19 protein-coding genes and 1 tRNA gene are annotated in these 19,392 nt (G+C 68.7%); 11 read left to right on the top strand and 9 right to left on the bottom strand.

Features of this window, described 5'->3' with window-relative positions; translation table 11 throughout:
• Nucleotides 1–102: 102 nt before the first annotated feature.
• Nucleotides 103–408, bottom strand: a complete 306-nt coding sequence (locus FHX74_RS08205; protein ID WP_182559563.1) for a hypothetical protein — start codon at nt 406–408, stop codon at nt 103–105.
• Between the two features lie 143 nt (nt 409–551).
• Between FHX74_RS08205 and FHX74_RS08200 the strand changes: the two genes are divergently transcribed.
• From FHX74_RS08200 to FHX74_RS08190, 3 genes are all read left to right on the top strand, one after another.
• Nucleotides 552–854 (top strand): hypothetical protein, encoded by a 303-nt coding sequence (locus FHX74_RS08200; RefSeq protein ID WP_182559562.1) that lies wholly within the window; start codon nt 552–554, stop codon nt 852–854.
• Between the two features lie 78 nt (nt 855–932).
• Entirely contained in the window at nt 933–2,138 is a 1,206-nt protein-coding gene (locus FHX74_RS08195; RefSeq protein ID WP_182559561.1) for an MFS transporter, read from the top strand.
• A 243-nt stretch (nt 2,139–2,381) separates the two neighbouring features.
• Nucleotides 2,382–2,951 (top strand): hypothetical protein, encoded by a 570-nt coding sequence (locus FHX74_RS08190; protein WP_182559560.1) that lies wholly within the window; start codon nt 2,382–2,384, stop codon nt 2,949–2,951.
• Between the two features lie 588 nt (nt 2,952–3,539).
• Here FHX74_RS08190 and FHX74_RS08185 read toward each other — a convergent pair.
• The 3 genes from FHX74_RS08185 to FHX74_RS08175 form a co-directional block, all read right to left on the bottom strand.
• Nucleotides 3,540–4,154, bottom strand: coding sequence for a hypothetical protein (locus FHX74_RS08185; RefSeq protein WP_182559559.1), 615 nt, complete (start codon nt 4,152–4,154; stop codon nt 3,540–3,542).
• Between the two features lie 1,032 nt (nt 4,155–5,186).
• Nucleotides 5,187–5,732 (bottom strand): flavoprotein, encoded by a 546-nt coding sequence (locus FHX74_RS08180; RefSeq protein ID WP_182559558.1) that lies wholly within the window; start codon nt 5,730–5,732, stop codon nt 5,187–5,189.
• Nucleotides 5,729–6,943 carry a helix-turn-helix domain-containing protein gene (locus FHX74_RS08175; RefSeq protein WP_182559557.1) on the bottom strand — a complete coding sequence of 405 codons (1,215 nt, stop codon included), beginning with the start codon at nt 6,941–6,943 and terminating at the stop codon, nt 5,729–5,731. Before FHX74_RS08175 ends, FHX74_RS08180 begins: the two co-directional genes overlap by 4 nt.
• Nucleotides 6,944–7,116: 173 nt before the next feature.
• On the opposite strand from FHX74_RS08175, the gene FHX74_RS08170 reads away from it, so the two are divergent.
• From FHX74_RS08170 to FHX74_RS08140, 7 genes are all read left to right on the top strand, one after another.
• Nucleotides 7,117–7,524, top strand: coding sequence for a hypothetical protein (locus FHX74_RS08170; protein WP_182559556.1), 408 nt, complete (start codon nt 7,117–7,119; stop codon nt 7,522–7,524).
• A gap of 2 nt (nt 7,525–7,526) precedes the next feature.
• The gene (locus FHX74_RS08165) at nt 7,527–7,994 is read left to right on the top strand and encodes a hypothetical protein (RefSeq protein WP_182559555.1); all 468 of its coding nucleotides are present in this window, start codon (nt 7,527–7,529) and stop codon (nt 7,992–7,994) included.
• Nucleotides 7,991–8,188: a hypothetical protein gene (locus tag FHX74_RS08160; RefSeq protein WP_182559554.1), complete on the top strand. Its 198-nt coding sequence runs from the start codon at nt 7,991–7,993 to the stop codon at nt 8,186–8,188. Before FHX74_RS08165 ends, FHX74_RS08160 begins: the two co-directional genes overlap by 4 nt.
• A 155-nt stretch (nt 8,189–8,343) precedes the next feature.
• On the top strand, nt 8,344–9,675 hold the full coding sequence (locus FHX74_RS08155) for an FtsK/SpoIIIE domain-containing protein (RefSeq protein ID WP_220483597.1): 1,332 nt from the start codon (nt 8,344–8,346) through the stop codon (nt 9,673–9,675).
• Entirely contained in the window at nt 9,672–11,192 is a 1,521-nt protein-coding gene (locus FHX74_RS08150; protein WP_182559553.1) for a replication initiator, read from the top strand. The genes FHX74_RS08155 and FHX74_RS08150 overlap by 4 nt, the downstream gene beginning before the upstream one ends.
• A 187-nt stretch (nt 11,193–11,379) precedes the next feature.
• Nucleotides 11,380–11,562, top strand: coding sequence for a helix-turn-helix domain-containing protein (locus FHX74_RS08145; protein WP_182559552.1), 183 nt, complete (start codon nt 11,380–11,382; stop codon nt 11,560–11,562).
• Nucleotides 11,559–12,764, top strand: a complete 1,206-nt coding sequence (locus FHX74_RS08140) for a tyrosine-type recombinase/integrase (RefSeq protein WP_182559551.1) — start codon at nt 11,559–11,561, stop codon at nt 12,762–12,764. The genes FHX74_RS08145 and FHX74_RS08140 overlap by 4 nt, the downstream gene beginning before the upstream one ends.
• Nucleotides 12,765–12,799: 35 nt before the next feature.
• On the opposite strand, the gene FHX74_RS08135 is transcribed toward FHX74_RS08140, so the two are convergent.
• From FHX74_RS08135 to FHX74_RS08115, 5 genes are all read right to left on the bottom strand, one after another.
• Nucleotides 12,800–12,871: transfer RNA gene (locus FHX74_RS08135), tRNA-Thr, on the bottom strand.
• Nucleotides 12,872–12,941: 70 nt separating this feature from the next.
• Nucleotides 12,942–14,573 (bottom strand): alpha/beta hydrolase, encoded by a 1,632-nt coding sequence (locus FHX74_RS08130; protein WP_182559550.1) that lies wholly within the window; start codon nt 14,571–14,573, stop codon nt 12,942–12,944.
• A 165-nt stretch (nt 14,574–14,738) separates the two neighbouring features.
• On the bottom strand, nt 14,739–15,659 hold the full coding sequence (locus FHX74_RS08125) for a PSP1 domain-containing protein (protein WP_328823706.1): 921 nt from the start codon (nt 15,657–15,659) through the stop codon (nt 14,739–14,741).
• Between the two features lie 109 nt (nt 15,660–15,768).
• The gene (locus tag FHX74_RS21070; RefSeq protein WP_182559549.1) at nt 15,769–16,386 is read right to left on the bottom strand and encodes a LysM peptidoglycan-binding domain-containing protein; all 618 of its coding nucleotides are present in this window, start codon (nt 16,384–16,386) and stop codon (nt 15,769–15,771) included.
• A 468-nt stretch (nt 16,387–16,854) separates the two neighbouring features.
• Nucleotides 16,855–18,039, bottom strand: a complete 1,185-nt coding sequence (locus FHX74_RS08115; protein WP_182559548.1) for a DNA polymerase III subunit delta' — start codon at nt 18,037–18,039, stop codon at nt 16,855–16,857.
• Nucleotides 18,040–18,223: 184 nt separating this feature from the next.
• Between FHX74_RS08115 and FHX74_RS08110 the strand changes: the two genes are divergently transcribed.
• Nucleotides 18,224–19,231: a GNAT family N-acetyltransferase gene (locus FHX74_RS08110; protein ID WP_182559547.1), complete on the top strand. Its 1,008-nt coding sequence runs from the start codon at nt 18,224–18,226 to the stop codon at nt 19,229–19,231.
• The last annotated feature ends 161 nt before the right edge of the window (nt 19,232–19,392 follow it).

The raw sequence follows: 19,392 nt of genomic DNA, 5'->3' as shown, positions 1-19,392 counted from the left end.
ATCGAGGGCGGCGGTCCTCAGAGCGCGTTTCCCAGAAGCGTCCGCAGAACATACGGCTCGCTCCTACGACCGGCTATCGCACGCTCCGCGTGACCACCCTGGCTACCAGGTGGTGGATTGCGCGCGAACATCATCATCCGGCGCCGTGTCGACTGGCATCAGGATCCAGCGAAAGCTGTACTTGATGGGCGACTCCCATTGCGCAGCGTCAGGCGCGAAGAACTCAGTGATCAACTCGTTTAGCCGGTCAGAGAAATCGTCAATCCGCTGCTCGGTCAGCCGGGCTGCGCTTTCGCCAGCCAGGAACACGGCTCCATCGCCAAAGCGACCGTCGGCCAGGTCATGTGCGGCTCGAACATAGTCATGCACCGAGGCCACCGGGAGTGTGGTCATGTCGTCCATGGGCATGCTGACAAGCTACAGATCCGCTCACGCATCGATCGCGGCTCCTGATGCACACGACGTCCGCGTGACCACCGGCTATCGCACGCTCCGCGTGACCACCGGCCATCGCACGCGTCCGCGTGACCACCGGCAACCGCACGCTCCGCGTGACCACCGGCAACCGCACGCTCCGCGTGACCACCGGCAACCGCACGCTCCGCGTGACCACCGGCAACCGCACGCTCCGCGTGACCACCGGCAACCGCACGCTCCGCGTGACCACCGGCAACCGCACGCTCCGCGTGACCACCGGCAACCGCACGCTCCGCGTGACCACCGGCAACCGCACGCTCCGCGTGACCACCGGCAACCGCACGCTCCGCGTGACCACCGGCAACCGCACGCTCCGCGTGACCACCGGTAATGGTTCACGTCGACCGACGTCCGTCGCGACGAAGTGTTCTCGGTGATTGGCACTCTTGACCCGAGAGTGCCAGCTCTGATTGGTTGTCAGCCAACGTCGGCAGAGTGCTCATGGAGGGGTCCCGATGACGGCCGTTGCCCTGGGTGCCCCGTTTCGCCGGTTGTGGACCGCCACCTTGTTGTCCAATGTGGGCGACGGCGTCCGGGCTGCAGCCTTTCCTTTGCTTGCGGTGTCGCTGACGCGGAATCCGCTGTTGATCTCAGGCGTGGCCGTGGCCACCCAGCTCCCTGGACTGCTCTTCGGGCTGACGGCGGGCTGGTTGGCCGACCGCTTCGACCGGAGGCGGATCGTGATCGCGGCCGATGCCGTTCGGCTGGCCTTCCTAGCCGGTCTCATCGGCCTGATCGCCAGCGGTGGTGCGTCGATCGCCGTGCTCTACGTCGTGGTGTTCGCCTCGGGTGTCACCGACGTGGTCCGCAACACGGCCGCCAGCACCCTGGTGCCCTCGATCGTGAACCGAGAGCAGTTGGACGTCGCCAATGGGCGGATGGTGAGTGCTGAGATCACCGGCAGCGAGTTCGTCGGCCCGCCTCTGGGCGGCTACCTGTTCGGGATCGCCGTGGTCCTCCCCTTCGCGGTCAACGGCGGAACACTGGCCATCGCTGTGGCTTTGGTGGTGAGCATCCCCGCCCTCGTTGGAGCTACCGAGCTGGTGGCCGAGTCCGACGCCTCCCACCAGAGATCCGATATCCGAGCGGGCCTGACCTGGCTGCGAGAGCACCGAGACTTCTGGGCCGTGCCGGCCACCAGCATCGCCCTGGCCATCACCGACACCGCCTGGTTCGCCCTGCTCGTGCTCTACGTCCAGCAGGTTCTGCACCTGGGCTCGGCTTGGTACGGAGTCCTGCTGGCCGTCGGCGCTGTGGGTGGCGTCAGTGGCGGCCTGCTCGCCGCTCCTCTCGCCAGACGCGCCGGGGCGAAGAAGAGCACGCTGACCGCCCTGCTGCTGGCCGCACTCGGTCAGCTTGCGCTGGGCACCACGAGCTCGGTGGTGGTCACCGCCGCGGTGATGGCCACGAGCAGCATGGCCTTCGCCATCTGGAACGTGCAGGTGCGCACCACCATCCAACGCAAGGTTCCCCCGCGTCTGCTCGGGCGAATCATCAGCGTCAACCGAGTCCTGATCACCGCTGGATCCCTTCTCGGAGCCGCCGTGGGAGGTGTCGCTGCCACCGGTCTCGGACTCCACGCCCCGTTCCTGCTCGGCGTTCCCGTCCTGCTCCTTGCCCTCATCCTCGCCGCCCGCAGCCGCACAGCCTTCGCTGCGTAGCCTCGGCGGTTCGCTCCGCATTACGACTCAAACGGGCGGGCCCAACCCGTCCGCGTCACCACCGTCAACTGCACGCGTCCGCGTGACCACCGGGTACCGCACGCTCCGCGTGACCACCGGGTACCGCACGCTCCGCGTGACCACCGGCCACCGCACGCGTCCGCGTGACCACCGGCAACTGCACGCTTCGCGTGACCACCGCTTCGCCAGCGGCGCGGGTTAGGTGATTGACATACTCTGACCATGGCTGGGCGGAAGAAGCGAGTCGCAGATCTGACCCGCGCAATGAGACGGCATGACTGTCTACGGCTTGAGCGTCGAATCAAGGGCTGCGATTCGCTGGACGCCTACGTGGTTGCGATCGGCTCGAAGTGGGTGCTGCTCGCCGTGCCCACGGACGGCTCGCCCGACGGCTACGTTGCGGTCCGCATTGATGACATCAAGGGCCTGTACTGGGATCCCTCCAATCGGTTCGTGCGCCGTTCCCTGCAAGCGCAGAGCGTTTGGCCGCTCGAAGCACCTCGGCATCCAATCGATCTCGATCACGGGGTCCAGCAACTCGTCGACAGCATCGCCGCTCACTCCGACCTGGTCACGATCCATCCTGAGCTCCGCCGCACCAACGTGTGTTACATCGGCCGCCCGCACAAGTGGGGGCGTCGAAACCTGCGGCTTCACGAAGTCGATATCGAGGGTCGATGGAAACCGAAGGCCCAGAGGCACCGCACCGACACGATCACGCGCGTGGACTTCGGCCGAACTTACGAGAAGAACCTAGCGATTGTGGCTGGACCACAGCCGCACCTCCGCTAGCGATCAGAGCCGTCCGATGGGCCACCGGCTATCGCACGCTCCGCGTGACCACCGGTAACTGCACGCGTCCGCGTGACCACCGGCTTGTGAAGACAGCCGTCATGCTGGGCCATCGCCTGACACACTCTCGTTGTGGTCGCACCTATCACGCATTCAGAGGTTTTCGAGACAACGCTTGAGGCTGCTGCTGCTATCGACGCGATCGTCAGTCGCTTCACCTCGGATGGCCTCAGTGTGGAACGTGACGCGCCAACGCACGCCCAAGGTAAAGGTGGGTCTCGCCTCTCGATGCGCCTGTGGGGTGTTCTGGGACCCTCAGGCGGGGCGAGGGTGCCCTTCACCTTCCGAGTCCAGGCGTCGCCGGACAACGACGGAGCGCGGGTCAGTCTCGAACTGAAGTCCAACGAAGGCTGGTACCTGTTTCGCGTCGAGTCACTGATCGAACCGGCTTACCAGAGTCGTTTCGAGTCACTGGTCGCCTCTGCGCTCGAAGCGACCTCTAGCTCTGGGTGACGCGCCGGCTATAGCACGCGTCCGCGTGACCACCGGCAACCGCGACCTCTGCCCGCTCGAGGATCCGTCCTGCGGCTAGCCGTTCACCGGGAACGCGTCGCCGGCGGTATCGACATCGTCCTCGTGCATCTCCCAGAGCGTCCTGTCGACTTGGTAGGTCACCGCCTGACTACCGGCTGGCAGCAAGCCGGTGTCCGTCAGGTCCAGCCGGGGCTGCGAGACCAAGTCGGTGAAGCAATCGAACGCGCCACGGCTCTCGACATAGGGACGGTCCCAGCCGTGCAGTCCCCAGTCGCCGGCATGCTCAACAATCCAATCGATGAGGGCCTGCTCATCGGTCAGATAGAAGTCAGCGCGGCACTGGTAGGTCATCTTCAGCGCAGATGACGGAAGGAAAGGACCGTCCGACGGAATGACCGCTCCGTCCGACTCGTCGTCATCGACTGTTTCGGGCCAGCGGTCTTCGAGCTCGTCCTCGTCGGGCTCTCCCCACCCATAGAGAACGTCTCCGCCCCACCCTCTGGAAGTGAGGCCTGCTTCGAGAGCTCGAGCGCCGGCCCGAACCCTGGTCATCGCGGCGGCCACCGTCGCCAGGTCGTCGCTGGCCAGAGCTGCTGCGTTCTCGGCGAGTACCTCGCTCAGCTCCAGGGCAGCCTGCTTGGCATCAGGGGGAGAACCGGGGGTGTTCACGCCAGTAGTCTCGCCGGTGACCAGCCGAGTGGGAATGGCCATGTTTCGAGCACATCAACGAGCGGTGGGGCAACTTCTAGCGTCCGTTCCACCACCGGCCACCGCACGCTCCGCGTGACCATCGGCCACCGCACGCTCCGCGTGACCACCGGTAACTGCACGCGTCCGCGTGACCACCGGTAACTGCACGCGTCCGCGTGACCACCGGAAACTGCACGCGTCCGCGTGACCACCGGCCACCGCACGCACTGCGTGACCACCGGTTAACGCACGCTCCGCGTGACTACCGTGAACTGCCCGTGTTCGCTGTCGACCCGCTGCGTGATCCGCTCCCTAGATTTCTTCCATCTATCTGCATCCAATAGACAGCCACCAATAGAAACAATCGATAGCGCACGGCTTGGCTCGCTATTGAGCCGCTCCCCCCGGAAGCCATGCGTTGTGAGTGTCGTCGTGAGTACAGCAGCGCGCTGCGATGGCACCGCAACTCACCTGAATTTTTCTAGCAGCTGGCAAAATCCGGCTCACGATTCTGACCGATCGTTGAGAGTTATTGGTGCGCCCACCGACCATCGACCAGGGGCTCCATCGACCACCGGCGACTGCACGCGTCCGCGTGACCACCGGCAACCGCACGCGTCTGGCTATCGGCGGCGTCGTGTCGTGACAGTCGCACCCTTGTGCGCCGGCGAGCTGATTGACGCGGCAGCTCGAGGCTCAGCCAAGCTGAGCAAGGTTTGATGGATCCTGACCTGGTGAATGCAGCGGAGTCGCAGGAGATGGAGTCGCTCAGGCAGCGCGTTGCCGACTTGGTGGTCGAGCGGGGAAGGCTTCTGAACGAGGTTCATCGGCTCAAGTCACTTCTGACTGCCAGTGAGCTGAAGGTAAGACTTCTGAGCGAGGGCATCGACGTCGACTCTTAGGTCAGACTCGCGTCGAGGTCACTTCGGGCATCCGGATCACCGCACGCTCCGCGTCACCACCGGCAACCGCACGCGTCCGCGTGACCGCCGGCTACCACCGACCCTTAGATCAAGTCGCGAAATGTTTCGTAACTAGTTCTATGATTTGGTCCCACGGCAGCAGACGGGGTCCAGCTGCGCGAGGCTCGAAGAGCGGCCAGATATCAGGGCCGTATGCCAATTCGACTCCGGCGCTTCGGAGACGCTCCAAATGATCATTCCACGCCGGCTGGCGGGAGTGTGCGGCATTGATCCGGGGGAAGATAATCATGGGGGCCTTCGTGCCGATGTTCTCGCAGAGAACTGTCATGGCTTGGTTGTCGGCGATACCCATTGCGAGCTTGGCCACAGAATTGGCTGTCATAGGTGCACCGAGGAAGACGTCAATCTTTGGGTGCGGGCTCTTCTCGCCGGGAAGCCGACTGGTCGACCTTATTGGATAGCCAGTGAGCTGTTCGAGTTGGGAACTTTCGCCGATGTCGTCAAGCCAGTACGCAGCGGTTGGCGTGAGGGTCACGGCAACTTGGTGACCAGCCTTGATCAGCGGAGCAACAAGACCCGTGCGCAGCGTTTCGACTCCACCGGCCGCGGCGGCGATGACTCCGATGGTGCTCACTGGATTGCGCGGCAGCGGTCGGCGAGCTGGAGTAAAGGACGGTTCGTGCCACGGCTGTGACCCCGGCGATGCAACGCCTTGACGGTGTCGCGAACGACGGCGCTGTGTCGGACGATCTGCGGCGCTGACTTCTCGGCTGTGAGCAGCTCAGCTAGTGCGTCTTCGTCTCTCGCGGTCCAGGCGTAGGCCCTTGCCATATCGATCCGACGGGTGACTTGGCGCTCGACATTCAGCGGTGAAGCATCGACGGTCGGGCCGTGCTCGACTACCCAAGCCACGTCTCCGAGGTCGAGCGCAGCATGCATCCGGTGCAGCTCGACATTGGTCGGGCCAAACATTGTGTGCCACTCGTTGCTGTCGTGACCGAGCCGACACGCGTACTCGTGAGCTTGGGCCAGCAGCTCGTTCGTTGTGCTGCGGTCCTGACGACGTGCCGAGGCGATGGCGGTGCGGAGGTACAGCATTCCTGCGATCGAGAGTCCCGCCGCGTCGTTGTCGTCGATTTGGTCACGGAGCCAGTCGGCGGCAGTCTGACCGAGCTGCATCGCATCGTCGAATCGGCCAACCGACAGCAGTGCGTGCGTGCCGGCGCGCGCGGAGGAGGCCAGCGCCAGGGCTGAGCCGGACTTCTCTGCGGTCTCCATGGCTCTCTCGGCCGCGATCCACGAGAGGTCTGATTCTCCGACCTTCGCCAGGGTCGACGCGCCCAGGTGATACACCCTGGCCGCGGTGATCAAACTCGCACCGTCCCCAGTTTCCTCGAGTGCCTGAGCACTAATGATCAAGGCCGGAAGTCCGGCGATCACCCGACCGATGCGGCCAGCCTGATAGTCATCCCATCCGAGGCGGGCGAAGGTGGCAACCTCGGACAGGCCAACCTGGTCCGGGTCACCCACGCCGAACAGCGTGCGGGAGAGCCGGCGGTGGCTCATCAGTGCATCGCGGATCGCAGGAATGTTGTCGTCGGTTGGCTTCTCGTCCTCAACCAGAACCGGCGTCCCGAGAAGATCTCCAATCTCGATCCGTAGCGCTTGCGCTACCTCGCCCAACAGGTCTAGGCGGCGCAGCTCCCGTTCGTTGCGCTCGATCTTGCTCAGCCAGTCCACCGATCGGCCAACCAGACCGGCGAGAACACCTTGGGTCATGCCGCGACGCCGTCTGTAGAACGCAATTCGCTCTCCGACGGTGAAGTGGTCTCCGGCGCCCTTCATGTTCTCAGAGTAGGCGCACCCTACGACGGCTCGGGAGGTGCTGGCGCAGCACACCCGGACAATTTGTCCGGGTCGACCTTCTGGTCCCGGCTTCTACTGACAGCAACAAATCCGTCCCAGCACGAGGCTGAGACATCACCGGAAGGAAGCCCCTCATGTCCCTCAACGGAGCATTGCCGGTCAACTTCGACCAAGCGTTCCCGCTCGGCCTCTACGGGCTGAAGGTCGAGCCGTTGAACGACTTCGAGGCCTCGACCCGGGAGAACCCGGTCCAGGCGCGAGACAAGGACACCGGCGAGTTGATGTGGACGGTGGAGGTGATGGACCTCGACCCGGAGGCACGGGAGCGGACGTTCAAGGTGAAGCTGCCGGCCCCCCATCAGCCGGTGCTGCCGGCCGAGATGGAGCACGCTCCGTTGCGGCCGGTGGCCTTCGTGGGGTTGACGGTCACGCCGTGGTTGAACGACAACGGGGGCCGGACGAAGGTCGGGCTGAGTGTGCGGGCGCTGAGGATGGTCGATGCCGCCGAGTACCGCAAGACCGCCTCGAGTGGTGCGAACGCGTCGTCGAAGGTGGCCTGATCGTGGTCGCGCGAAGTGCCGCGGACTCTCTGCGGGTGTGGGCCCGCGGCTCGTATGCGGATGAGGCGGCGGTCGAGCTGCTGGCCCGTGCCTTCGATGGCCGGTTCGCGGTCGAGGGGGTGCCGTGGGTGCGCCCGACCGGCCGTCCGGGCTGCTCTTACCTCGATCCGGACGCGATCGACACCTACTCCGGTGGCCTGTCCGGGGCGGAGCGGCGGGTGCTCGCGGTCGTGGCCGCGTTGACCGGTGATCGACCGCTGCACGATCTGTCCGGGATCCTGGTCGGTGTCGATCGGCCGAACCTGGGCCTGATCCTGGCAGCGCTCGCCCACGCCGGCGGATCGCACCAGCAGGCCGACCTGATCCTGACGCCGGAGAACCGGGTCGAGTTCGTCGAGCTCCCCGCCCTGATCGACTGGGCCGCCCCTCGCGCCTCGATCCCTTCGCACGGTATGAGGGCTGCCTCGTGAGCGTCGTCGGGGTCGCGGTGATCCTCGGCCTGGTCATCGTGCTCATGCTCAAGTTGCGGGTCGCCCGGGCCTCAGCGGTGATCGTGTGCATCCTGTTCGGCCTGGTGCTGGGGGCTTCGCCGGTCGGTGATCTCGTCTACTCGACCGTCTCCAAGGTCGGGGCGTGGGCGGCCGGCATGGTCGAGAGCCTTTGACCATGGGACTCTCGCTGACCCGCGCCTCAGATAGCCCGGCCCGGCTGGTCCAGCCGACGGTCCGGCTCACCCTGGGCGCCATGGTTGGGCTCTGGCTGGCCCGCCGACTGACTCGACTGCTGGTGTGGTTAGTCCGCTCGCCGGGGGCTCTCGCCGTGCTCGGCGCGGTGGCTGGGCTGGTGGTTTTGGTCGAGCACGTCGGGGCGCTGCCGGTCGGTGTCGGGGCGGGCGTGATGGCCGCAGGACTGGTCAGCATGCGGGTGTGGCGACCGGTGTGGTTCCGCCGCCTGGTCGGAGGGCCGGTGTCGGCGGTGTGGCGGTCGGGCTGGGTGTATCGGCGGCGCTGGTCGACCGCTCTAGAGACGGCCGGGTTGACGGTCGCCTCGGCCAGCTCAACCGTCGGCACCTCGAGTCAGGTCCGGTATGTGCCGCCGTTGCTGCGGGTTCGTTCGACCGGCTTTGTCGATCGGGTGCGGGTGCGGATGCTGCCCGGTCAGACCGTCGACGACTACGCCGAGCAGGCCGACCGGCTCGCGCAGACGTTCGGCGCTCAGGCCTGCCGGGTCCGGTCCGTGGCTAGGCGGGTGCACGAGGTCGAGCTGTGGCTCCTCACCCGGGACCCGCTGACCCGGGTGGTGGATCCGTTCGCTTCAACCGTTGCGGATCTGGCGGTGGGTCCGCGGGTGGCGTTGGGTGAGGACGGGCTGCCGTGGCGGCTTCGACTTATCGGCTCCCATCTGCTGGTGGTGGGGGCGACGGGCTCGGGGAAGGGGTCGGTGCTGTGGTCCCTGCTGCTCGGGTTGCAGCCGGCGATCGAGGCCCGTCTGGTGTCGGTGTGGGCGATTGACCCGAAGGGCGGCATGGAACTTGCCTTCGGCGCGCCGCTCTTTGACCGGTTCTGCCACGGCGACAGCTCGACCGGCCAGGGGTATGAGTCCGGATTCGCTGACCTCCTCGAGGATGCGGTCGAGGTCATGCGGTCGCGGCAGGACCGGCTCCGCGGCATCACCCGCCTCCACCAACCCTCCCCGGAGGGGCCGTTGGTGGTGGTCCTGGTCGACGAGCTCGCCGCGCTCACCGGGTGGGTGTTGGACCGGACCGCGAAGAAGCGGATCGAGACCGCTCTCGGCCTGCTGCTGTCCCAGGGGCGCGCGGTGGGGGTGGTGGTGGTGGGCGCGGTGCAGGACCCGCGGAAGGACGTGTTGCCGTTGCGGGACCTGTTCCCGACCCGCATCGCACTGCGGCTGTCCGAGGCCGAGCAGGTTCACCTCGTGCTCGGCCCGGGTGCGCGGGATCGGGGTGCGGAGGCCGACAAGATCCCCGACACCCTGCCCGGCGTGGGTTACGTCACCGTCGACGGAATCGCTGAGCCGGTCAGGGTCCGGTTCTCTCACGTCACCGACGACCTGATCGCCGACCGGCTCGCCCCGGCACCCTCTGAAGGGCCACGGCTCGAGCTGCTCCGGTCGGTCGAGGACGCGGCATGAGTGCCCCGACCGTCCCGCGCATCACGCCCGAAATGGCGCACGAGCTGGCGGTCGCACAGAAGGTCTGTGTGCGTCCGCTGGTCCGACGGGTCATCGACCAGGCCGACGGCACCGAATCCAAGGTCGCCCTGCCGTGCAACTCGACTCGGGAGGACGTGTGCCCGTCGTGTGCAGACAAGAACCGCCGGCTCCGGATGCAGCAGTGCGCTGAGGGCTGGCACCGCACCGACGAACCCCCACGAGCTGCGCCAGAGGTACCCAACCTGGACGGTGGCGACGTTCTCGAGGACCAGGCCGACGACGAAGGCGATGAGGGTAGCCGGCGGGTGCGGTCGACGCGTCGGCGCGATGATGTGCCGGATCTGCCGCGGGTGCCGTGTGAGGACCGGACTGTCGGTCGGGCGTTCGAGACGCCGGACGGGAAGACCTACCGACCCTCGATGTTCCTGACCCTGACGATGCCCTCCTACGGCGCCGTGAAGGCGAACGGGACCCCGGTCGACCCCAGCAGCTACAACTACCGTCGGGCAGCGCTGGACGCACTGCACTTCCCGAAGCTGGTCGACCGGTTCTGGCAGCACGTCCGCCGCTGCGCCGGCTACAAGGTCCAGTACTTCGCCGCCGTCGAACCCCAGAAACGCCTCGCCGCGCACCTGCACGCCGCCGTCCGGGGTGCCATCCCCCGGTCGCTACTGCGGCAGATCGTGAAGGCCACCTACGTCCAGGTGTGGTGGCCATCCTTTGACCGACCGGTCTTTGTGCACCGGGTGCCGGAGTGGACCGGTGACGGCTACTGCGATCCCGACACCGGTGTCATGCTGCCCACCTGGCAAGAGGCGCTCGACCAGGCCGACGCCGACCCCGACCGCCGGCCGGCGCACACGATGCGGTTCGGGTCGCAGCTCGACATGGCGGGGATCATCGCCCCGTCCGAAGACGCTAATCGGGCCGTGCGGTATCTGACGAAGTACCTGGCGAAATCGATCGCCACCACCTACACCGACCCAGACACCCCCGACCCGGAGGTCGAGGCGCACGTCAACCGCCTACACGCCGAACTCCGCTGGCTGCCGTGCTCCGAGGCGTGCGCGAACTGGCTGCGCTATGGCATTCAACCCAAGAACCCGGGCCCCGGCCTCCGCGCCGGTGACTGCACGGCGAAAGCACACGACCGCGAGCACCTCGGCCTGGGCGGCCGACGGGTCCTCGTATCGCGGCAGTGGTCCGGCAAGACCCTGCAACAGCACAAAGCCGACCGGGCCACCGTCGTCCGGGAAGCACTCCTCAACTCAGGAATCGTGGCACCGGAGATCGAACGACTCGCTGCGTCGGTGACTCTTCCGGACGGCTCCCCGCGGTTCGTGTGGACCGACACGCGACCCGATCCGATCACCTACGCCCGCGTCATCCTCGAATCTGTCCTCGAGCGGTCCCGCTGGCGAGCCCAGTACGAGCAAGCCAAACAACAGCGGGCCGGGGAATCCCGTTCAGCAACCGACAGCGACCCAGACGGCTGACCGGACCAGGGTGCTTCGGCGTCTGCTTCGGCCTCCCCGACCACTGCGAAGTCTGGTCTCCGACCACCTGGTCAAGGGTGAGCGAAGCGAATCCAACGGACACGAAGTGCCCTTGACCAGAAGGTCGGAGACCACACCATCACCAACTCGGGGAGGCCGAAGCCCCCCACCGCCGGAAGAACGGAAGATGATCATGGAGCGAGTTCTCTACAGCGTGGCCGAGGTCTCCGAGATGCTCAATCTCAGCAAGAACCGGATCTACGAGCTGATCTACGCCGGCGAACTGGCGTCGATCAAGATCGGTCGGATCCGGCGCATCTCGAAGGCGTCGATCCAGCGGTTTGTCGAGACGGAAACGACGGCGGCATGAGCGGGCGCCGGGTGTCGGGGGATGGCTCGGTCTATCAACTCTCCGACGGGACCTGGCGCGGTGTCATCGACTTGGGTTGGCACGGTGGGAAGCGTCGCCGGAAGTACATCCGGGGCCGGACGAAGGCTGAGGTCGCGAAGGAGACGCGTCGGTTGGCCGGTGAAGCTGATGCGGGCCGGCTGTCTCACGATCGGGCTCCTACGCTGTCTGGCTGGCTCGATCGGTACCTGACCGAGGTGGCGGCCACGACGGTCCGACCGTCAACTCTGAGCCGGTACCGCCAGGAGGTGAGGCTTTACATCGCGCCGGTCCTCGGGGCTATCCGGTTAGACAAGCTCGATGCCGCCGACATCTCGGCGTTCTACCAAGATCAACTACGGGTGCTCTCGCCTGGCAGTGTCCGCAGATTGCACGCGTTGCTGCGTCGTTCTCTCAACGTGGCGGTGCGGTGGCAGGTGATGAGATGGAACCCGGTGCTGGCGGTCGACCCGCCGTCGGTCGAGACGAAGGAGGTGCATCCGTTCAGTGTCGAGGAGGCTCGGCGCTTCTTGCGCGTCGTCCAGGGTGACCGGCTCGAAGCGCGCTGGATGTTGGCAGTCATGCTCGGGATGCGTCAGGGCGAGGCGCTCGGATTGTCGTGGGCTGATGTCGACTTCGATAAGGCGACGGTGCGGGTGCGGCAGGCGTTGCAGTACCGGTCCGGCAATGGCCTCGAGCTCGTTGCGCCGAAGACTGCCCGATCAAAGCGGACGGTCCCGATGTCGGAGAGCATCATGGCGGCGTTGAAGCTTCGGCGCGAAGAGCAAGACGCCGATCGTGTCGCGGCGGGTGAGTTTTGGGAGGACTGGGGTCTGGTCTTCACCACAAAGGTCGGGACGCCGTTCTCTCCGCGGAACGACTACCGCAACTTCATTGGCTGGCTCGAGGAGGCTGGCCTGCGGCGGGTGCGGCTGCATGACCTGCGTCACACCGCCGCGTCGTTGATGTTGGCCCAAGGCGTGCCGGCTCGAGTTGTCATGCAGACGCTTGGACACTCCCAGATCAGCATCACGCTCAATACCTATAGCCACGTTTCGCCCGACCTGTCGCGACTCTCGGCGGACCGCATGGAGAGTCTGCTGGGAGGGTCCGATTCGGGGCCCCTGGCTGCCATTGTGGCTGCCAGCGAGGACTCGAATGGGCCATTGACGGGCCAAGAGTGAGGGGCAAAAACTCGCTGACTAGGGATGATGCGCGGAGCCGCCTCGGGGATTCGAACCCCGGACCTACGCATTACGAGTGCGTTGCTCTACCCCTGAGCTAAGGCGGCGCGACCGCGCGGTGCGCCGGGCGGACGGTCGCCCATCATAACGACGGGCCCCGGGCAGTGCGAAAACGCGTCAGGAGGTGCAGACGGTGCCGGTCGGCGGCAGCGTCCCGGACACCAGGTAGGCGTCGACCCGCGCCCGGATGCAGGCGCTCTGGTCGTAGGCCAAGTGCCCCTCGCCGCGCAGCGTCAGCAGCCGGCCCGAGTCGAGCTGACGGGCCATCGCCTCGGCCTGCTCGTACGGCGTGGCCGGGTCCCGGGTGGTCCCGACAACCAGGATGGGCGCCGCACCCTTGGCGTCCGGCGAGCCGGTCGGACCGGGTCGCGCGGCCACCGGCCAGGTCGGGCAGGTGAAGTCGGGGCCGAAGTACTTCCCGAACGTGCTCGCGTCTCGCCGGTCCGCCCGCCACCCGGCCAGCGCGCCCTGGACCCCGCCGTCGCGGCCGTCCAGACAACGGATCGCCGGGAAGGCGTAGTTCAGCTGCCCGTAGCTCCCGTCGCTGTTGCGGCGGTTGAACTGGTCGGCCAGGCTCCGCAGCGCACGACCGTCCCCGCGCACCGCCCGGGTCAGCGCGGTGTCGAGCACCCGGTAGCCCTCGGCGTTCTCGTAGAGCAGCGAGATCGTCCCGGTCACCGCGAGCGTCTGGGTCAGCGGCCGACCGTCGGGGATCGCCAACGGCGTCGCGTCCAGCCGGTCCCACAGCCCGGTGATCGCGTCCAGCACGGCCTCGCGGCTGCCGCCGAGCGCGGAGTCGTTGCGGGCGGCCCAGTCGGCGAAGTCGGTCAGCGACCGGTCGAAGCCGACCGCCTGGCTCACACCGCCGCTGCCCAGCGAGACCGCGCCGTCGAGCACCATCCGGCCGACGTTCTTCGGGAACAGCTGGGCGTACCGCGCGCCGATCGCCGTCCCGTAGCTGAAGCCGAGGTAGTCGAGCTTCGGGCTCCTCATCAGCTGCCGCAGAAGGTCCAGGTCACGCACCGTGTCCGTGGTCGAGATGTGCTCGAGGAGGGCTCCCGACCGGGCCAGGCACGACCGGCCGAAGGTGTAGTTCGCCTGGATCCAGGCCCGGGTCTCGGCGGCGCTGTCGGGCGAGGAGTCGATCGCGGTGTAGCGGTCCATCGCCGTCCCGTTCTCGCACTCGACCGGTGTCGACTCCCCCACCCCGCGCGGGTCCCAGCCGACGATCGTGTACGCGCCAAGCCCCGGCGGGGCGAAACCGCGGACCAGGTCGATGCCCGAGCCTCCGGGGCCGCCGGGGTTGACGAACAACGTGCCCTTCGGCCGCGGTGCCGTGCTCGGTCGCCGGGCCATGGCCAGCGTGATCGCCTGCCCGTCCGGCTTGCTCCAGTCGAGCGGGACGAGCACCGAGGCGCACTGGACCCCGCGCCCGCAGTCGGTCCAGTCGACCGGCTGCCGGGTGTAGCGGCTGGTCCCCGACCCGGGCGGCGGCACGGTGAACCCGGCCGGGCGGACGTCCGGCACCGTGGCCAGCGGACGCCGGGTGCTGTCCGTCCCCGGCGGCCGGCCGGCCGGGGTCGGCGCCGGGGTCGGGCTGGGACTCGCGGTCCGGGTGGCCGTGGGCGCGCTCGAGGTCGGTGCCGACGTCCGGTCGGTGCTGGTCGGCGGGGACACCAGACCGCAGCCGGTCACGACGACCGCGGCGACGACCAGCCCGAGAGCCCGGAGCGGTCGTCGGCTGCGCATGATCCGTCGAGCGTACGTGGCGGGTGGTCGCGCGGGCTGTGGGTGCGAGTGGTGCGCCCTTCGACAGGCTCAGGGCACCGTGGTGGGGTCCAGCGCACCGTGCGCCCTTCGACAGGCTCAGGGAACGTCTCAGGCCCTTCGACAAGCTCAGGCCCTTCGACAGGCTCAGGGAGCGGGATGGTCCACGTCGGGGTCGCGGCGGCGACGGTGACGGCGCTTGGTCCGCGGAGCGTCCTCGGCCGGTGCCGTCGGGGTGCGCTCGGTGAAGGCGGCGCGGGAGCCGCAGACGCCGGCGCGCGAGCAGCTCATGGTCTCGCCGGAGTCGTTCATCCGCACCACCACGGCGTCGGCGGCGGCCCGGTGCCCGACCACCACCCCGTCGCCCTGCGGGGTCTCGACCGACGTCCCGATCTTCGGGGCCTCGCGGGCGAACTCCACGTAGAGCGGGTGCTCGTACTTCAGGCAGCACATCAGCCGGCCGCAGGCGCCGGAGATCTTCATCGGGTTGGGCGGCAGGTTCTGCGCCTTGGCCAGCCGCAGGCTGACCGGCTCGAAGTCCTTGAGGAAGGTCGCGCAGCACAGCTCACGGCCGCAGCTGCCGATGCCACCGGTGAGCCGGGCGGCGTCCCGCGAGCCGACCTGACGGAGGTCGATCCGGGCCCGCAGCGCACGGGCCAGCTCGCCCACCAGCACCCGGAAGTCCACCCGGTGCGGGGCGGTGAAGTAGACCACCACCAGCTGGTCGGCGCCGCCCTGCTGCTCGAGCACGTCGATCCCGACGACCTTCATCGGCAGGTTGTTGCTCTTGATCAACTTCTTGGCGGCCAGCTTGGCCTCGGCGCGGCGACGTCGGTGGGCGGCGTCGCGGGCCAGGTCGTCCTCGCGCGCGTGGCCGGCACAAACCGGCAGGTCGCGGTAGCCCTCGTCGTCGGTCACCCACTCGGGGGCCCAGACGCACTCGGCCACCTCGGCGCCGGAGTCGGTCGGGACCAGCACCTTGTCCCCGACGGCGTAGCTGCCGTCGCCGGGGTCGAGGTAGTAGAGCCGGCCGTAGCGTTCGAACGAGACGGCCATCACTGATGGCACCCGGTCAGCCTAGGACCTGCCCGCGAACGCCGGAGCCCGGCGACCGTGACGGTCGCCGGGCTCCGGTGGATCCTGCGAGCGATCCCGTGCGGGGATCGGGCCGCGGTGATCAGACGTAGATGTGCTGACCGACGAAGATCCGGTTCGGGTTCTTCAGCTGCGGGTTGAGCTTGTAGACGGCCTTCCAGCCACCCTTCACGTGGTAACGGTGGGCGATCTTCGCCAGGGTGTCGCCGCTGCGGACGGTGATCGACTTGCTGCCGCGACGCGCCTTGCTGCTGCTGTCCTTGCTGCTGGTCTTGCCCGAGCTGTGCTTGGCCTTCTTGGTCTTCTTGTGGGCCGAGTAGCTGCTGTCGGAGCTGCCCCCACCGGCGGCCGCACCGTTGGCGCGGGTCAGGCCGGCGCGGACGCTGCAGACCGGCCAGGCGCCCGGGCCCTGGCTCTTGAGGACCTTCTTGGCGATCCGGATCTGCTCGGCCTTCGAGGCGTTCTGCGGCATCCCGCTGCCGCCGTAGCCGCGCCAGGTCGACAGGCTGAACTGCAGACCGCCGTAGAAGCCGTTCCCGGTGTTGATGCTCCAGTTGCCGCTGGACTCGCAGGCCGCGACCCGGTCCCAGACGGTGGCGGCGTTCGCCGGGGTGGCCCCGACGGCCAGGCCCACGCCGGCCGAGACGGCGACCGCCGCGGAGGTGCCGACGATGCGCTTGACGGTGGTGGAGTTGGACAAGTCCTCTTCCTTCCTGACGTGCGCCGGTGAGGTGATCAGGCGGATCGGACGTCGTCGGCGGACCGACGGCGCCGGGCTGTGCCCGTGTGGAGGAGTCGTGCTGCGCGCGGCGACTGTCGCGCCGCATCCGCTGACCCCGGGTGGACCTCACCCCTGCCCCTCGCCCGGGACGTTCCCGGCCGCCCGGGTCGCGGCGCGACCAGCAGGCAGGTGTCCGGCTCGGCAGGTGGTGCAGGCGCTCCGGACACACGCGTCGGCCCGCATGTCGGATACAGGCCGATGGACTTTGCACGCAGCCACGCCACAACTTCGGTAACGAAACGGCCACGAACTTCGGATGAGCGTATGGAGGCTGAAGGTTCGGCGCAACTCCCGGTAAGAAAACCTCAGGAGCGACTTCAGGGTCTGAGGGAATCGTGAGGAACGCCGCTCTTGACAGCGCGACGGCCGTCGTGAACGGCCGCCGGCCTACCCGCGGGCGAGCGAGATCAGCAGCGCCTCGACGGCGAGCAGCGGAGCTACGTTGGTCTCCAGCGCCGTCCGGCAGTCGAGCAGAGCGTCGATCCGGTGCAGGGTGGCGTCCGGCCCCGACGAGCGGGCGAGCCGGGCGATCTGCGGACCGAGCTCGACGTTGATCAACTCCGCCCCGCTGCCGGTCTGGACGCTGAGCACGTCGCGGTAGAGCCCGGTGAGCTCGGTCAGCGCGCGGTCGAGGGCGTCGCGCTGGATCCGCTTGGCCCGGGCCTTCTGCTGGTCCTCGAGGTCCTTCATCGCCGCCTGCGCCTGCCGCGGCTTGGCGCCGCGGGTGCCGAACCCGAGCGCCTCCTCGAGATCCGCCCGCTCGCGGCTGTCGAGCTCGGCGGTCAGCCCGGCCGCCTCCTCGGTGCAGGCCTGCACCAGCGTCTCCGCGGCGGCCAGACAGGCGCCGAGGTCGCGGAGCGAGAACGGGATCTGCAGGACGGCGTCCCGTCGGCGCCGGGCCTCGTCGTTCCGGGCCAGCACCCGGGCCCGCCCGACGTGGCCCTGGGAGGCGCGGGCGGCGAACGCGGCCCGGTCGGGATCGATCCCGTCGCGCTGCTCGAGCAGCCGGGCGACGCCGGCGATCGTCGGGGTCTGCAGGGTCAGCGACCGGCAACGGGACCGGATGGTCGCCACAACGTCCTCCGGGGTGGGCGCACAGAGGATCCAGACCGTCTTGGGTGCGGGCTCCTCGACGCTCTTGAGCAGCGCGTCGGCCCCGCGCTCGGTGACCCGGTCGGCGTCCTCGACGATCAGCACCTGACGCCGGCCGAGCGTCGGGCTCATCGCAGCGCGCCGGACCAGCTCGCGGACCTCCTCGACGCCGATCGACAGCATCTCGGTGCGGACCACGGTGACGTCGGGGTGCGCGCCGGAGAGCGCCGTGCGGCACCCGGCGCAGTCGCCACACCCCCCGCCGCCGTCGCCGTCGCACTGCAGCGCCGCCGCGAAGGCGCGCGCGGCGTTGGAGCGGCCGGACCCGGGCGGGCCGGTGATCAGCCAGGCGTGGCTCATCGCGTGCGGGTCGCCGTTGGCCGCCCGCCGCAGCACCCGGACCGCGCGCGACTGCCCGATCAGCTCGGACCAGACGCCGGTCAGCTGGTCGGCGTCGCGCTCGGCGGTCGGTGCGGTCACGGCTCGATTCTGCCCGCTGGCACCGACAGCCTCACCCCCGTCCGCGCACGAAACCGCGACTCGACGGGTGACCGGCGGCCCATCCCCGCTCGGCGGCGCGGACCCCGTCGATCGAGCCGCGGTTCCGTGCGCACCGGCGGCCCGAGCGTTTGCCCTCCTGGCCCGCGGGCCGCAGGCTGACCCGATGCTCGAGATCACCCGGATCGGCCAGGACGACGAGGCCGCACAGCGGCGCTGGTACGCGACGATGCGCGCCGCCTGGGTCGACGGCCGCCCGGACGCCGTCTACCAGCCCTTCGCGGCGCTGGCCGCGTCGTACGCGACACCGCCCGCCCACGCCCGCCGGCTCTGGCTGCTGGCGCTCGACGACGGTCGGCCGGTAGGGGCGGCGGAACTGAGCTGGACGGTCGAGGTCGACCTCGACCGGGTCGACGTCGAGCTCGCGGTGCTGGCCGAGCACCGGCGTCGCGGCGTCGGACGGGCCCTGGCCGCAGCCGCCGAGGAGGTCGGGCGCGAGCTCGGCCGGACGGTCGCCGACGGCTTCTTCTTCGTGGTCGGCGACGCGCCGGTCGAGGAGTCCGCCGGCTGGAAGTTCGCCACCGGTCTCGGCGCCCGCCGGGTGCACACCGAGCTGCACCTGGTGCTCGACCTGCCGCCCGACGCGGACCGGCTGGCCGGGCTGCGGCAGCTGGCCGTCGAGGGATCCGTGGGCTACACCGCGCTGGCCTGGACCGACCGGTGCCCCGACGAGCACGTGGCGGCCTATCTGGCCATGCGGACCCAGATGGACGCCGACGTCCCGGCCGGCGAGGAACCGCCGACGCCCCGGCCCTGGACGGTCGAGCGGCTCCGGGCCGGGGAGGAACGCCGTCGCCCCGACTGGGTGACCCTCACGGCGGCCGCCCGGGACGACGCGACCGGCGGGCTGGCCGGCTATTCCGAGCTGCTGCTCCCCCGGGTCGAGACCGGGACGGTCTGGCAGGAGGACACCCTGGTGATGCCGGCGCACCGCGGACACCGGCTCGGGCTGTTGCTCAAGCTGCGCACGCTCGACCTGCTGCTCGCCGAGCACCCCGGGGCGACCGCCGTGCACACCTGGACCGCGCCGACCAACACGGCCATGCTCCGCACCAACCAGCGGTTCGGCTACCGGGTCGCCGAGACCATGGTGGAGGTGCACCGGGCGGAGTGATCCGGGGCCGGCGCTTCGACGGGCTCAGCGCGCCGGTCCGAGGGCCCAGCGCGCAGGCTCTCGCTTCGACAGGCTCAGCGCGCGGGTCCGCGCTTCGACAGGCTCAGCGCGCGGGTCCGCGCTTCGACAGGCTCAGCGCGCGGGACCGCGCTTCGACAGGC

Origin of the sequence: Microlunatus kandeliicorticis (genome assembly GCF_014137855.1) — a bacterium.
GTDB classification, from domain to species: domain Bacteria; phylum Actinomycetota; class Actinomycetes; order Propionibacteriales; family Propionibacteriaceae; genus Microlunatus; species Microlunatus kandeliicorticis.
Note: the sequence above shows the minus strand (reverse complement) of the source record. Positions and strands in the feature narration are given on the sequence as shown.

Coding starts and splice junctions, on each gene's coding strand:
- FHX74_RS08205 (WP_182559563.1), bottom strand. CDS start 408: ATGCCCATGGACGACATGACCACACTCCCGGTGGCCTCGGTGCATGAC.
- FHX74_RS08190 (WP_182559560.1), top strand. CDS start 2,382: ATGGCTGGGCGGAAGAAGCGAGTCGCAGATCTGACCCGCGCAATGAGA.
- FHX74_RS08175 (WP_182559557.1), bottom strand. CDS start 6,943: ATGAAGGGCGCCGGAGACCACTTCACCGTCGGAGAGCGAATTGCGTTC.
- FHX74_RS08140 (WP_182559551.1), top strand. CDS start 11,559: ATGAGCGGGCGCCGGGTGTCGGGGGATGGCTCGGTCTATCAACTCTCC.
- FHX74_RS08110 (WP_182559547.1), top strand. CDS start 18,224: ATGCTCGAGATCACCCGGATCGGCCAGGACGACGAGGCCGCACAGCGG.
- FHX74_RS08150 (WP_182559553.1), top strand. CDS start 9,672: ATGAGTGCCCCGACCGTCCCGCGCATCACGCCCGAAATGGCGCACGAG.
- FHX74_RS08145 (WP_182559552.1), top strand. CDS start 11,380: ATGATCATGGAGCGAGTTCTCTACAGCGTGGCCGAGGTCTCCGAGATG.
- FHX74_RS08130 (WP_182559550.1), bottom strand. CDS start 14,573: ATGCGCAGCCGACGACCGCTCCGGGCTCTCGGGCTGGTCGTCGCCGCG.
- FHX74_RS08195 (WP_182559561.1), top strand. CDS start 933: ATGACGGCCGTTGCCCTGGGTGCCCCGTTTCGCCGGTTGTGGACCGCC.